This is a genomic window from Arthrobacter sp. NyZ413 (assembly GCF_049390645.1).
Taxonomy (GTDB): Bacteria; Actinomycetota; Actinomycetes; order Actinomycetales; family Micrococcaceae; genus Arthrobacter.
Genome location: NZ_CP155434.1, coordinates 4,143,418 through 4,157,710 on the forward strand (window position 1 = coordinate 4,143,418; position 14,293 = coordinate 4,157,710).

10 protein-coding genes are annotated in these 14,293 nt (G+C 63.2%); 6 read left to right on the plus strand and 4 right to left on the minus strand.

Annotated elements, in window-relative coordinates; genetic code table 11:
• Window positions 1-200: 200 nt before the first annotated feature.
• The 4 genes from tkt (at window position 201) to ABCW42_RS19350 (ending at window position 5,859) form a co-directional block, all read left to right on the plus strand.
• Window positions 201-2,351 carry a transketolase gene (tkt, locus tag ABCW42_RS19335; protein WP_423182706.1) on the plus strand — a complete coding sequence of 717 codons (2,151 nt, stop codon included), beginning with the start codon at window positions 201-203 and terminating at the stop codon, window positions 2,349-2,351.
• 34 nt (window positions 2,352-2,385) lie between these two features.
• Entirely contained in the window at window positions 2,386-3,507 is a 1,122-nt protein-coding gene (gene tal, locus ABCW42_RS19340) for a transaldolase (RefSeq protein WP_423182707.1), read from the plus strand.
• 109 nt (window positions 3,508-3,616) lie between these two features.
• The gene (gene rpe / locus ABCW42_RS19345) at window positions 3,617-4,294 is read left to right on the plus strand and encodes a ribulose-phosphate 3-epimerase (protein ID WP_423182708.1); all 678 of its coding nucleotides are present in this window, start codon (window positions 3,617-3,619) and stop codon (window positions 4,292-4,294) included.
• 122 nt (window positions 4,295-4,416) lie between these two features.
• A complete protein-coding gene (locus tag ABCW42_RS19350) occupies window positions 4,417-5,859 on the plus strand; it encodes a glyceraldehyde-3-phosphate dehydrogenase (RefSeq protein ID WP_423182709.1) in 1,443 nt (480 codons plus the stop codon).
• Window positions 5,860-5,929: 70 nt separating this feature from the next.
• Here the strand turns inward: ABCW42_RS19350 and ABCW42_RS19355 are convergent, their stop codons facing one another.
• From ABCW42_RS19355 to ABCW42_RS19370, 4 genes are all read right to left on the minus strand, one after another.
• A complete protein-coding gene (locus ABCW42_RS19355; RefSeq protein WP_423182710.1) occupies window positions 5,930-6,403 on the minus strand; it encodes a ribose-5-phosphate isomerase in 474 nt (157 codons plus the stop codon).
• A 74-nt stretch (window positions 6,404-6,477) separates the two neighbouring features.
• Window positions 6,478-7,227, minus strand: coding sequence for a DUF5134 domain-containing protein (locus ABCW42_RS19360; RefSeq protein ID WP_423182711.1), 750 nt, complete (start codon window positions 7,225-7,227; stop codon window positions 6,478-6,480).
• 565 nt (window positions 7,228-7,792) lie between these two features.
• Complete coding sequence (locus ABCW42_RS19365) at window positions 7,793-9,451, minus strand: APC family permease (RefSeq protein WP_423182712.1); 1,659 nt, start codon at window positions 9,449-9,451, stop codon at window positions 7,793-7,795.
• Entirely contained in the window at window positions 9,448-11,418 is a 1,971-nt protein-coding gene (locus ABCW42_RS19370; RefSeq protein ID WP_423182713.1) for a primary-amine oxidase, read from the minus strand. Before ABCW42_RS19370 ends, ABCW42_RS19365 begins: the two co-directional genes overlap by 4 nt.
• Before the next feature lie 678 nt (window positions 11,419-12,096).
• Between ABCW42_RS19370 and ABCW42_RS19375 the strand changes: the two genes are divergently transcribed.
• Entirely contained in the window at window positions 12,097-13,527 is a 1,431-nt protein-coding gene (locus tag ABCW42_RS19375) for an APC family permease (RefSeq protein ID WP_423182714.1), read from the plus strand.
• Window positions 13,524-14,267, plus strand: a complete 744-nt coding sequence (locus tag ABCW42_RS19380) for an IclR family transcriptional regulator (RefSeq protein ID WP_423182715.1) — start codon at window positions 13,524-13,526, stop codon at window positions 14,265-14,267. The genes ABCW42_RS19375 and ABCW42_RS19380 overlap by 4 nt, the downstream gene beginning before the upstream one ends.
• Window positions 14,268-14,293 lie beyond the last annotated feature (26 nt).

Here is a 14,293-nt window from a genome sequence, read left to right on the forward strand (position 1 = left end):
CCCGGGGCTGACAAACGGCGATTGCGCCCATTTGGACAGTTTACCGACGGGTGAAACCCTCCGCGCAGTCCTAAAGGGTAGTTAGAACCGTCAGAAAACAGTGTTACACCTACCCGTTTGTATCGAGATTATGGATGTCAACCGGAAAATACCCGTTCGGCCGATGTTGGCCGATGACCCATTATCGAAGAGGACAAATCGTGAACCCGACAGCAACCGCGACACTTGTCGCTGACAGCACCGCAACACTTGACTGGACCAGCGTGGACCAGCGTGCCGTTGACACGGTGCGTGTTTTGGCCGCTGACGCCGTGGAGAAGGTCGGCAACGGCCACCCGGGCACGGCGATGAGCCTCGCCCCGGCCGCCTACCTGTTGTTCCAGAAGCTGATGCGCCACGACCCGAAGAACCCGGACTGGATCGGCCGTGACCGGTTCATCCTCTCCCCGGGCCACAGCTCCCTGACCCTGTACATCCAGTTGTTCCTCTCCGGCTACGGCCTCGAAATGTCCGACCTGGAAGCCCTGCGTACCTGGGGTGCGCTGACTCCGGGCCACCCGGAATACAAGCACACCGCGGGTGTGGAAATCACCACCGGCCCGCTGGGCCAGGGCCTGGCTTCCTCGGTCGGCTTCGCGTACTCCCAGCGCCGCATGCGCGGCCTGTTCGACGCCGACGCCCCCGCCGGCACTTCCCCGTTCGACCACACGATCTGGGTCATCGCCTCCGACGGGGACCTGCAGGAAGGCGTGACCTCCGAAGCGTCCTCGCTGGCCGGCCACCAGGAACTGGGCAACCTCGTGGTGGTCTACGACGAGAACCACATCAGCATCGAGGACGACACCGACATCGCGTTCACCGAAGACGTCCTCAAGCGCTACGAATCCTACGGCTGGCACACCCAGCGCGTGGACTGGACCAAGACCGGCGAGTACGTCGAAGACGTCCAGGAACTCTACTCCGCGCTGCTGGCGGCCAAGGCCGAAACCTCCAAGCCCTCGATCATTTCGCTGCGCACCATCATCGGCTACCCGGCCCCGAAGAAGCAGAACACCGGCAAGATCCACGGCTCCGCCCTGGGCGCCGAGGAAGTCGCCGGCCTGAAGGAAGTCCTCGGCTTCGACCCCGCCAAGTCCTTCCAGATCGAGGACGAGGTCCTCGCCCACGCCCGTGCCGCTACCGAGCGCGGCGCGCAAGCCCGTGCCGCGTGGCAGGAAGGGTTCGAGGCCTGGCAGTCCGCCAACCCCGAGGCTGCTGCCTTGCTCGAACGTGTCGAGGCGAAGAAGCTTCCGTCCGGGATCGACGCCGCCCTGCCGACGTTCGAAGCCGGCAAGGATGTTTCCACCCGTGCCGCGTCCGGCAAGGTCCTGAACGCCCTCGGCCCGGTCCTGCCCGAACTCTGGGGCGGGTCCGCCGACCTCGCCGAGTCCAACAACACCACGATCGAAGGCTCCCCCTCGTTCATCCCGGCCTCACGCTCCACCGAAGCGTGGAAGGGCAACCCCTACGGACGGGTACTGCACTTCGGCATCCGTGAGCACGCCGCGGCCTCGATCGTGAACGGCATCAGCCTGCACGGACGCACCCGCGCGTTCTCCGGCACCTTCCTGATCTTCTCGGACTACCAGAAGCCCGCGATCCGCCTCTCGGCGCTCATGGGTGTCCCGTCGATCTACGTCTGGTCGCACGACTCGATCGGCCTGGGCGAAGACGGACCTACCCACCAGCCGGTCGAGCAGCTCTCCACCCTGCGTGCGATCCCCGGCCTGGACGTCGTCCGTCCGGCGGACGCGAACGAGGTCGGCGTTGCGTGGAAGACCATGCTGGAGAACCACGAGAACCCCGCAGGCATCGTCCTGACCCGCCAGAACGTTCCCGTCTTTGCACGTGGTACTGGTGCGGCCCAGGGTGACACCTTCGCTTCCACCGCCGGCGTGGCCAAGGGCGGATACGTCCTGGCCGAAGCATCCAGCAACGGCGCCACCGTCCCGGCGCAGGTGCTGCTGATCGCCACCGGTTCCGAGGTCCAGCTGGCCGTTTCGGCCCGCGAGGCCCTGCAGGCCGAAGGCATCCCCACCCGCGTCATCTCCATGCCGTGCGTGGAATGGTTCACCAAGCAGGACGCCGCCTACCGTGAGTCCGTGCTCCCGGCAGCCGTGAAGGCCCGTGTCTCGGTCGAAGCCGGCCTGGCCCTGGGCTGGAAGGAATTCGTCGGCGACGCCGGCCGCTCCATCAGCCTCGAGCACTACGGCGCCTCCGCGGACTACAAGCGGCTCTTCACCGAATTCGGCATCACCGCCGAAGCCGTCACCGCCGCCGCGAAGGACTCCCTCGCAGCAGCAAGCAACTAGGCACCACCACAGCCCAGAGGAAGTAGCAGAAGACATGACCAACGCAACACCCACCGCACAGCTTTCCGCCGCCGGCGTCTCCATCTGGCTCGATGACCTTTCCCGTGAGCGCCTCTCCAGCGGCAGCCTCCAAAGGCTCATCGACGAAAAGAACGTCGTCGGCGTGACCACCAACCCGTCGATCTTCCAGGCCGCGATCACCTCCAGCAACGACTACGACGCCGCGATCGCAGAGCAAGCCGCCAAGGGCGCGTCCGTCGAAGAAGCGATCTTCGAGATCACCACCACCGACGTCGCCGACGCGTGCGACCTCTTCGCTCCGATCGCTGCGGCGACCAACGGCGTCGACGGCCGCGTCTCCATCGAGGTGGACCCGCGCCTTGCCTGGGACACCGACGGCACCTTCGCCGAGGCGAAGCACCTCTACAAGAAGGTGGACAAGGACAACGTCCTCATCAAGATCCCTGCCACGCTCGAAGGCCTCGCGGCCATCACGTCGACCTTGGGCGAGGGCATCAGCGTCAACGTGACCCTGATCTTCTCCCTCGAGCGCTACCGCGCGGTGATCAACGCTTTCCAGTCAGGCTTGAAGCTGGCGAAGGAGAACGGCCACGACCTCTCCAAGATCCACTCCGTGGCCTCGTTCTTCGTCTCCCGCGTGGACACCGAGATTGACAAGCGCCTGGACGCGATCGGCACCGAGGAAGCCAAGGCCCTCAAGGGCAAGGCCGGCGTCGCCAACGCCCGCCTCGCCTACCAGGTCTACGAGGAGCTGTTCTCCACCGAGCGCTGGGCCGTGCTCGCCGAAGCCGGTGCCCGTCCGCAGCGTCCGCTGTGGGCCTCCACCGGCGTGAAGGACCCGGCGTACCCGGACACCCTCTACGTGACCGAGCTTGCCGCTGAAGGCGTCGTGAACACCATGCCGGAAAAGACCCTCGACGCCACCTTCGACCACGGCGTGGTCACCGGCGACACCATCGCAGGCACCTATGAGGAAGCCAAGAAGGTCCTGAGCGCCCTCGAAGGCCTCGGCGTTTCCTACAACGACGTCGTCGCGCAGCTTGAAACCGAAGGCCTCGACAAGTTCGTGGCCTCCTGGAAGGAACTCCTCGCCGACGTCGAAGGCGCCCTCGCCTCCGCGCGCAAGGCCTCGTAGTCCGGCAGGATCCTCGATCCGCCATCCTTCTCCCGGGAGTGGAGACCCTCCGGGGTCTCCACTCCCTGCTCGCAATATCACCCGAATGCTCTATTGAAAGACAGGGATCATGTCTATTTCACCCTTGCAGTGCTGCATCAACCCCAGCATCCTCTCGGCCGACTTCGTCAACCTCGAGGCCGAACTCGCCCGCATCAGCAACGCCGACGCCGTACACGTGGACGTCATGGACAACCACTTCGTCCCCAACCTGACCATCGGCCTGCCCGTCGTCGAACGCATCCAAAAGGTCAGCCCCGTCCCCCTGGACGCCCACCTCATGATCGCCAACGTCGACCGCTGGGCACCCCACTACGCCGACGCCGGCCTGGACTCGGTCACCTTCCACGTCGAAGCCTCCGACGCCCCCATCAAACTCGCCCGCGAACTCCGCGCCCGCGGCTCCAAAGCAGGCATGGCCCTGCGCCCGGCCACCCCGGTCGAACCCTACCTGGACATGCTCACCGAACTGGACATGCTCCTGATCATGACCGTCGAACCCGGGTTCGGAGGCCAAGCCTTCCTCGACGTCATGCTCCCCAAAATCCGCCGTGCCCGCCAAGCCATCGACGGCTCCGGCGCCAACGTCGCCATCCAAGTCGACGGCGGCATCACCGAAGAAACCATCATCCGCGCCGCAGAAGCAGGCGCCAACGTCTTCGTCGCAGGATCCTCCGTCTACGGCAAACCCTCACCCGAAGAAGCCATCGAATCCCTCCGCGCCAACGGCCAACTCACACACGCCTAAAACCCAGCCGCCGGGATCCGCCCCTGGAATTCTCGACCCGGCACTACGTCGCAGAACAAAAATCCCTACCCCAGGAAGGCAGCCTTATGAGCCAGACGTCAGATTCATATCTGGATACGTGGATGAGCCGCGAGGCTCTTGCCGAGGCAATGATTCCGGTGATCGGCCGGCTATACCGCGAAAACAACGTGGTGACCAGCATTCATGGCCGAAGCCTGGTCAACAAGTCCACCATGAGCATCCTCAAGGCGCACCGCTTCGCGCGCCGCATCAGCACCACGGAGCTCCCCCTCGAAGAGACGGCGCCGATCCTGAACACGCTGGCGCAATTGAACCTTGGCGCCGCGGCGATCGATATCGCCCGGCTCAACCAGAAGTTCAAGTCCGACGGCGGTGACCTGGCCCTGGAGGAATTCCTCCTTCTCGAGCTGGCTGACCTCGTCGGGAAGCGGGGCGCAGACGACCGCACCAGTACCGACGTCGTACTTTACGGTTTCGGCCGGATCGGCCGCCTGCTCGCCCGCCTCCTGATCGAAAAGGCCGGTGGCGGCCACGGCCTCCGCCTGCGCGCGATCGTGGTACGCCGCGGTTCCGAGAACGACCTCGCCAAGCGGGCCAGCCTCCTGCGTCGCGATTCGGTGCACGGTCCTTTCGAGGGAACCATCAAGGTGGACACCGAAACCAACACCATTACGGCCAACGGCGTCCAGATCCAGGTCATCTACTCGGACAACCCCGCCACGATCGACTACACCGCGTATTGCATTGAGAACGCGCTGGTGGTGGACAACACCGGGCGTTGGCGCGACGCCGAGGGCTTGTCCCAACACCTGCAAAGCAAGGGCGTGTCCCGTGTCCTGCTGACCGCGCCGGGCAAGGGCGGACTGAAGAACATTGTGCACGGCATCAACCATGGCACCATCCTGGACGAAGACACCATCGTCTCCGCGGCGTCGTGCACCACGAACGCCATTACGCCGGTCCTGAAGGCCATCAACGACCAGTTCGGCGTGGTCCACGGCCACGTGGAGACCGTCCATTCGTTCACCAATGACCAGAACCTGATCGACAACTTCCACAAGGGCGACCGCCGTGGACGCTCTGCCGCGCTGAACATGGTCATCACGGAAACCGGCGCCGCCCGGGCCGTTTCCAAGGCCCTGCCTGAACTCGAAGGCAGGCTCACGGGAAGTTCCATCCGTGTCCCTACCCCGGACGTATCCTTGGCTGTGCTCAACCTCAGCTTGGCGGCCTCCACCACCAAGGATGAAGTCAATAACTACCTCCGCGAAATGTCGCTGTACTCGGACCTGCGCGAACAGATCGACTACATCGACTCCCCCGAGGTCGTCTCCACGGACTTCGTGGGATCCCGCCGCACCGGCATCGTTGACGGCCTTTCCACCATTTCCAACAACAAGAACCTGGTCCTCTACGTCTGGTACGACAACGAGTTCGGCTATAGCTGCCAGGTTGTTCGCGTCATGGAAGAAATGGCCGGGGTCAACCTGCCGTCCTTCCCGGTGGAAGAAGCGGCCGTTCCCCTTCATGCGTTGACGGTCTAGTAGTTAAAAGGGGTGGGGCCCGGCGGGACATGTGTCCCGCCGGGCCCCACCCTTTTAAGCCGGTTTTGCTTTATTCGACCACTTCGCCGGTGGTTTCGTAGGTTGCGATCTTGCCGATGCGGCGCACGTGGCGTTCGGCCTTGCTGAACGGCTCAGCCAGGAATGCCTCGATGAGTTCGGTGGCCTCATCCACGCTGTGCTTGCGTCCGCCCACAGCCACCACATTGGCGTCATTGTGCTCGCGGGCCAGGCGGGCAGTTTCAAGGTTCCAGGCCAAAGCCGCCCGGACTCCCTCTACCTTGTTCGCTGCGATCTGCTCGCCGTTGCCGGAACCGCCCAGCACGATGCCCAGTGCGTCGACGCCGGCTGCCTGGTCCGCGACGACGGCACGTGCCGCGTTGATGCAGAAGGAGGGGTAGTCATCCTCGGCATCGTAGCTCTGCGGCCCGTGGTCCACCATCTCGTAGCCACTGGCTGAGAGAGCGGAGATGAGGTGGGAGCTGAGATCCAGGCCGGCATGGTCGGTTGCGATGTGAACGCGCATGGGAAATGGTCCTTCAGGTTGATGGGTTTCAGGCGTTGGAATTCGGGAGCTGCCGCGGGTGAAAGTGTCGTGGCCTACGCCGTCATGGTGGCGAACATGAGGGCCATGGTGGCGGCGCCAGTGGCCTCGAGGGCGTGTTTGGTGCGGTTGTGGTGTTTGTTGTGGTGCTTGGCCTGGCCGGTGGTGGGTTGGCGGCGCAGGAGCAGGGTGGTGAAGGTGATTGCTGCGGCGCCGAAGAGGATGGCCAGGATGAGGGCGGGGGCGCCTTGGTGGGTCAAGAGCGAGGTGAGCGGGTTGCCTGCGCCTGTCCCGGCGGCGGCGGTGGTGTGGTGGTTCATGGGCATGGAGCCCATGTCCATGCTTCCCATGCTTCCCATGCTTCCCATGTTCATGTGAGGCATGCCGGTGGTTCCCGTACCGGTGGTTCCCGTGCCGCTGGTTCCGGTGGTTCCTGGGCCGGTGGTGGGGGTGTTCATCATGGTGAGCATGAGGGCGGCGGCGGCCATGGTGGCGGCGTGGTAGGCGCAGGTGATGCGGCCTTGGGTGCCGGTGCAGAGGAGTTTGTATTCGGGGCGGGCGATGGCTTGGAGGGTGAACCAGAGCGCGGCGGCGGTGAGGATGCCGATCTGGGCCAGGAGGGCGGCGGGGGCGAGGTTCCAGATCATGGCGGCCATGGCGGCGTGCATGAGGGCGTGCAGGGCTTCGTTGATGCGGTCCGTGGCCTGGCGGGCGCGGGCTGCGAGGTAGAGGTGGTAGGCGCCGGCGGTGGACAGCACGGCCGTGAGGGCCCAGGAGACTGCGGGGATTTCGAACACGCGGATCACGCCCTCACTAAGGGAACTAAAAAGGTTTGTGGCTGGGATGGTTTCGGTCCCCGGCGCTGGGTGTCAGCGCCGGGGACCGAAGACTGTGTCATGCCGGTAGTACAGGTCTGCGGGAACTACCGGTGCGGCAGCCGCCAGTACGGCCCCTGCGGCTTAGAGGTGGTGCTTGGGTGGAACCCAGTGCGAGCGACTGGCGTGATGCCGGTCACTTGCGTTCCTTTGATGTAGCAAAACTACGTGAGGGAATTCATTTAGGCGAGCGTTTTTTAGATATTTACTTGAGAAATTCAGGGCGCTATTTTCCCAGTCCAGTTAACATGTTGGAAACATTTGAGAAACGCTCTCCAGCCCTCATTGCCGGCAGAAAAGGCATTCATTCAGGCGCCCTGCGTCAGCCGCAGAAGCTCCTGTCACACCACGCCTGGCATTCCTGCCCCACCCGGGAACGCAGCAGGCCCCAAGCACCGCACAGGACGGGGCGCGGGACCGGCGTTAACGCGTGGGACCGATGTTAAAAGGGACAGGCCCTGATGCTGCCGGGAGGCAACACCAGGGCCTGCAACTGCTAGGACTGCTCCTTTTCCATTTCGAGTTCTTCGAGTTCGGCGTCTGTGACGTGTTGGTTTTCGAGTTCCCGGACGTCGTTGAGGTGGATGGGTCGTAGGGGTTCGGGGTCTTCTTCGTCCAGGACGGGTCCTTGGCCGTCTTCGCCCATGGCGACGTGGCCGATGGTTTCGTATTTGAGGGGGTTGGTTTTGCGTAGGTAGAGGGCTTGGGCGACGCCGGCGAGGAAGAGTGTGGCGGTGATGTAGGGGATGAGTTTGAAGAGCAGGGTGGAGGCTGCGGGTCCGGCGGCGGTGTCGAGGTTGGTGATCATCATGATGACGACGCAGACCATTCCGATTCCGCCGAGTATCGGGGCGGCTTTGGTGCGCCAGGGGTTTTCGTGCGGGTGGTGGTGGCGGAAGTAGTTGTAGACGGCGGCCATGGTGATGGTTTGCACGATGAGCAGGGAGAAGGTTCCCAGGACGGCCAGGATGGTGAACAGGTCCGCGTAGGGGTCCTGGTTGAGGGCGAAGAATCCCAGGATCCACAGGATCGCGATGCCGGTCTGGATGAACGAGGCGATGTGCGGGGATCCGTGTTTCTTGTGGGTTTTGCCGAGGATGCCGGGCAGGACTCCTTCCCGTCCGAGGGAGTACATGTAGCGGGCTGCGGCGTTGTGGAAGGCCATGGCGCAGGCGAAGGAGCCGGTCATCATGAGCCATTCCATGACCAGGACCCAGCCGTGGCCGACGAACACGTTGGTGGGGTGGAAGAACATGTCCAGCGGGTTCGCGCTTTGGGCCAGGGCGATCGCGGTCTTGGCGCCGTTGCCGGCGACGGACATCCAGGAGACGAAGGTGTAGAACACGCCGACGCCGGTGACGGCGATCATCGTGGCGATCGGGATGATCTTGCGCGGGTTTTTGGATTCCTCCCCGTACATCACGGTGGATTCGAACCCGGTCCAGGACCAGAACGCGATGAACATCGCCAGTCCGGGTGCGGCGACCTGCAGGCCGTTGGGCAGGAAGACGTTGGCCGGGTTCAGGGTTTCGGGCATCAGCCCGTCCGGGCCGCCGCCGTGGAAGAGCACGCCGAAGGCCATGATGGCCAGGATCGCGATCTCGGTGAACAGCAGCAGGGTCAGGATTTTCGCGGCCATGCTGATCTCGAAGTAGCTCAGGGCCCCGATCGTGATCAGCCCGGCCAGGGCGAACACGACCCAGTTGATGTCCAGGCCGAGCTGGTCCTTGAAGGCCAGTTGGCCGAAGTAGGAGAAGATCCCGATGATGCTGGCTTCGAAGACGATGTAGCTGAAGGTGACCATGTACCCGGTCCCGAGGCCGAACACGCGTCCCAGGCCGCGGGAAATGAACCCGTAGAACGCGGCCGTGGAGGTCACGTAGCGGGCCATCGTGACGTAGGCGATCGCGAAGACCGACAGGATCACGGTGGCCCAGATGTAGGTTGCCGGGGTCCCGGTGCCCACGCCGAACCCGACCGAGATCGGCACGTTGCCGCTCATGACCGTGATCGGGGCCGAGGTCGCCACGGCCATGAACACCACGTCCCACAGGCCCAGGGTGTTCGCTTTCAGCGCCCCGGCCTTGGCCCCGGGCCTGGCCGCCCTGGTCCCGGCGCTGGTCCCGGTGGCGGGGGTGCGGCTGGTGGTGCTCATGCCTGGGTCCCGTGCTGGTGGTCGGCGTGGCTGCTCAGGCAGTGGGAGCCTTCGGCGGCTTTGTCCGAGGGCAGATCCAGGGTGGGGTTTTCGTCGAAGAAGCCGTAGGGCTCGATGAAGAACCCGGTCATCTGCTTGGGCATCACGGGCCAGTCCTCGATCCGGACCACGTGGTTCAGGCCGAAGGAGTGCCACATCACCAGGTCCTCGTTCACGATCGATTCGTCGGCCTCGATGTAGGCCGGGAGCCCGTCATTGCTCAGCAGCGCGCTCTGGTTCGGGTATTCCCCGGCCGGGTAACGCTCGCCCTCTTCGTACTTGGACACCCAGATCGTCTTCGTCGCGAACGGTGCCCGCTTGGTGACCCAGTTGTTCGGCTTCTTCTTCATCAGCACCGGGTCGGTGGGCATGATCCGGTACGCGGTGTTTTCCCCGACCTTGTTCGTGCGCGATTCACTGGCCACCATCCACCAGCGGTGGGCCAGCGGGTCCGCTTCACGGGCCGCGGCCTTCTCGGTTTCCAGCAGGGTCCGGCGGGCGTAGAACGGGCTGACCATCGGGTCATCGGTGTCCTCGGCGACGGTCTCGACCTCGAAGACCGAGTTCTTGTCCCCGTCCAGCGCCCAGTCCAGGCGGGCGTTGAAGATGTGCTCGTGGATCGGCGCGTACAGCCCGTCGGTGTTCAGCAACTGCCCGTACTTCGTGGTCTCCCCCGGGGCGATGCCGCCGGTGGACAGGATGCCGGTGGCCTTGATCTCGAACTGGATCGTGCCGTCCAGGTGCAGCGTCCAGTAGAACGCGTACTCATAGTTCGCCACCGTGACCACGAACGAAACCACGAGCTTGCGACCGCGCCGGGTCTGGGCATCGTTGGTCCGGAAGTCCCAGTGCTTCCACTCCAGCCCGTCGTCTTCCTCGTGCAGGCAGATCGCGTTCGTGATCGTGTACGGCTTGCCGAACGAATCGACCAGGTTCGCGTCGAAATACTGGATATCACCCAGGCAATCACACCCCAGCTCCAGCGAGTTGGTCATGTACCCGAAGTTGTACTCCCCGGCATCGAACGCGTTCTTCTGCTGCTGCGAACGGCTCGGCGGACCATACGGCACCACCATCTCCGTCAGCGACGCACGGTGCAGGATCGGACGCAGCTCGCCCTTGTCACGGAACCCGACCTGGTGCAGCACCAGACCCTCACGCGGAGTGAAGCCCAGATCAAAGGACCAGTTCAACCACTCCACATGATTGCCCTCGACCGTGAAGTTCCGGCCCTGCGGGAAGGAAATCTCGATCGGCTTGATATCCGTCCGGGCCGGACCCACGAAATCCGGATGGTAGTTGTTCTTCTCCATCGGCACGTGCAGGAACCCGTCATCCTCAACACCGATGACCTCCTGCTTGTTCAAATCAACCAGGACCGTGAAGTCCTCCATCGGATGCGCATACGGGTTATCGTTCGGCTCCAACCGGGTGAACATCAACGCACGCATGATCCGCTTGCCGCCCTGGTCCTCACCCCAGTACCCGATCGACCACGGCTCGGCACACACCAGGGACATGTCCGTGATGCCACGCTTGGCCAGCGCCTCCCGCACCAGCGGCGACGCGACCACCGCGGCCTCGCACTCGGCAAACTCATCAGCCATGATCGGCGGCTGCGTCCCGGCCGGCAACTCCACCCACCGGGTAATCGTGGACGAAGCCACATCCACCACCGCCTCGTACGCCAGGTTCGTCGCACGGTCCACCAACACCACCTCGGCCTCACGGGCGTAAGTACCGGCCCGCAACGCCGCCTTGCCCGGCTCATGCAACGACACACTACTGAACCGGAAACTCTCCCCGGCCGCCGGCCCCGACTTCAACACACCAACAACCCGCGCCAACTCATCACGCGACAACTGCTCAAACGGACGGGCACCAGCCCCCGCAACAGCCCTACCCGCTTCAGTTTCTTCGATGGTCATGAATAACTCCTTGCTAGATACAAAAAGGACAAAAAAGGTCCATGGCATGGCAGCCGAAGAGTCCCGGAGATCGGCTTGAATAGGCTGGACATGTCCCGCCTAAGCCGAGCAGCACCCCGTGGCCTGCTGATAGTGGTCCGGCACCACGGCATGGTTCTCACGCCGGATGCAGAAGACTTGAAGCCGCTGAGTGCGGCTTAGCGGGGAGATGGTGGTTGTTGGACCCAGCCACTCCCGGCTTGGATTTAATGCTTTCGAAACTGCGCTAAAGAAGTTCGTCCGGAACCCGGGTCGGGTCCGGGGAAGAATCACTTGCACTCCCGCGCTTCCCTATTCCTAGAGATTCAGTGGAACTCTACTTCGAGCTTCACCGACGTGATGCGGGTCACTTGTGTTCCTTTCATGTAGCAAAACTACGTGAGGGAATTCGTTTACGCGAGGCTTTTATGAATATTTTCCTGAGAAATTCAGCACCCTAAATTCTCATCCCAGTTAACATGTTGGAAACATTTGGTTGCGCGTCTCAGACTGTCGTTTCGAGTTCGGAAATGCTAGTGTTCTGGATCTCGGGCCGATGACTTGCGTCCCCCTCATGTGCAAGATGAGACTGCCCGTCATAGGGAAAGTTGGTTCGCATTGTCAGGCCGCGGTGATCGCTTTATCACTCCCCGTTCTCCGGTGGAGGGCCTCCGCCGTCGGAAACTGTCTTTCCTGCCGGTCTTCGCGCAAGCCGTTGCGGCCGTTGCGCCCGCCGGCGCCATGACCGTCATACCTGCGCTGGTCTTTCCGTCGCTTGTCTTTGGGTCCACCGGCCCGAACCTCGTGCTGACGTTCGGGGTGGCCATGGCGATCATGGTGCTGGTTTCCCTCAGCCTGAGGCCGATGGCCAAGCGCATGGCAGCCGTCAGCGGGCTCTACAGCTACACAGCCAAGGGACTGGGGCCGCGAACGGCAATTACCGTCGGCTGGTCTGCTATCTTCGGATATGCCCTCGTGGCCATGGCCAGCTTGTTGGTCGTCGGCACCTATGTGGCCCAGCTGTTCATCAACCTGGGAGTTCCCCTAGCGGACCCCCGGGTTGTCATGGTTCCCGTTGTCCTGCTCGCCGCGGGAGCCGCATGCCTTCTCATGGTGAGGGGGATCCAGATTTCCGCCTGGTTCACCCTGCTGATCGAATCCATTTCGATCGGCGTCATCACCGTTCTCATGATTGTCTACTTCGCCTTCAACGCACCGAAGGTGAGCTTCACGAGTGTGTTCACGTGGAGCGGTAACTTTGATTCGTTATGGATTGGAATCGTGGTGGCCGTAAGCGCCTTTGTCGGTTTCGAAAGCCCGACGACGCTCGGCGGGGAGGCGTACAAGCCTTTCGTCAGCGTCCCTCGGGCCATCATGTGGACCCCGATTGTTACAGGTGTCCTCTACCTTCTTTCGGCAAGCGCCCAGGATGTCGCCCTCACGGGTGCGCCCTTGAGCATTGCCGCCAGCTCTACTCCGTTGTCTGACCTGTTCGCCCACACGTCCCCGGTATTCGCCGCGGTCCTTGACCTGGGAATCGCGGCATCGTGGTTCGCATGCTCGATCGCCTCCGTCAACGCGCTTGTCCGGATTTTCTTCTGCATGGGACGCGAGGGAGTGGCACCGCGCGTAGTCGGCCGGACGCACCCCGTCTTCAGGACCCCGTCGATGGCAATCCTGTTCGTCATGCCGGTTGTTACCATCGTCCCCATCGTGGTCATCATCTCCGGAGCCAGCCCCGCCCAGGGCCTCGTGACCCTCTTCCTGCTGGGTTCCTTCGGGTACCTGGGCGCCTACATCATTGCCAGCGCCTCCATGCCTTTCTTCCTGCGACGAATAGGCGAAGCCACGATTGGCAGCTGGATCCTCGGAGCGGCAACCACCTTGGCGCTCGGCGCGGTGCTGTGGGAAGCGACAGCGGAGTCCATCCGTGCGGGCAGCATGCAGATCTTCGCATACGCCGCCGTGCTCCTGGCCAGCGTCATTTACGCCCTGATCCTTCGCCTCCGCTTACCCGGGCGATTGTCTTCGGTGGGTATCTACGACGAGACCCGGGAATCGGACCTCTACCAAGGGAAGACCCTTCCGTGACCTACAGGCCCGTTAACGCGGGGTCCAACACCGTGTCCAATCCGCTCAGGATCCTCGAGGTCGTGGCGCGGTTCGGCACGGGCACCACCGCGAAAGAAATCACAGATACCCTGCAGATGGCGCCGGCGACCGCCTACCGCATGCTGAACGCGCTGGTCGGCGATGAATACCTGGTCCGGACCTCGGACCTGCGCGGTTTCGCCCTTGGCCACGCCATTTCAGGCCTCATTACGGCCGCGACTCCGCCAAATGTTCCTACCGCTGCCCGCGCCGTCATAGAGGAATTCCGCCGCGGAAACCGCTTCACGGTGCACCTTTTCATGTTCCGGAACGCTTCCCTCAGGATCGCCGACGAGGACCCTTACTATCCCCTTCGCTCGGCCTACGAAATGCTGCGGTATCCGCATGCCTCGGCGGCCGGGAAACTCATGCTCGCCGAGCTTGACGACTTGTCCGCTTCACTCCCAGGCGGGCAATTGGCGAAACTCACGGCGCACACCATCACCAACCGTGCCAAACTCGAAGAGCAACTCGAAGAAATACGCTTCAACGGCGAAGCCTCGGAAGTCAATGAAATGGAGCAGGGCTCCTCCAGCTTGGCCCTTCCCGTAAGGATGCCAAACGGCTCGGTAGGCGCAGCGTTGTGCCTCTCCGGCCCGTCTGAGCGATTCGCGGCGATCTATGAGCATGCGGACGCGGGACGTGAATTGACGGTGCAACTCGCGCCGCTGTTGTTCTGACTCGCCTGAAGTAAGAGCCGGAAAGA

What these genes read in the sequence shown, in the direction of transcription:
- ABCW42_RS19350 (WP_423182709.1), top strand. Translation starts at nt 4,417, where the DNA reads ATGAGCCGCGAGGCTCTTGCCGAGGCAATGATTCCGGTGATCGGCCGG.
- tal (WP_423182707.1), top strand. Translation starts at nt 2,386, where the DNA reads ATGACCAACGCAACACCCACCGCACAGCTTTCCGCCGCCGGCGTCTCC.
- ABCW42_RS19355 (WP_423182710.1), bottom strand. Translation starts at nt 6,403, where the DNA reads ATGCGCGTTCACATCGCAACCGACCATGCCGGCCTGGATCTCAGCTCC.
- ABCW42_RS19370 (WP_423182713.1), bottom strand. Translation starts at nt 11,418, where the DNA reads ATGACCATCGAAGAAACTGAAGCGGGTAGGGCTGTTGCGGGGGCTGGT.
- ABCW42_RS19365 (WP_423182712.1), bottom strand. Translation starts at nt 9,451, where the DNA reads ATGAGCACCACCAGCCGCACCCCCGCCACCGGGACCAGCGCCGGGACC.
- rpe (WP_423182708.1), top strand. Translation starts at nt 3,617, where the DNA reads ATGTCTATTTCACCCTTGCAGTGCTGCATCAACCCCAGCATCCTCTCG.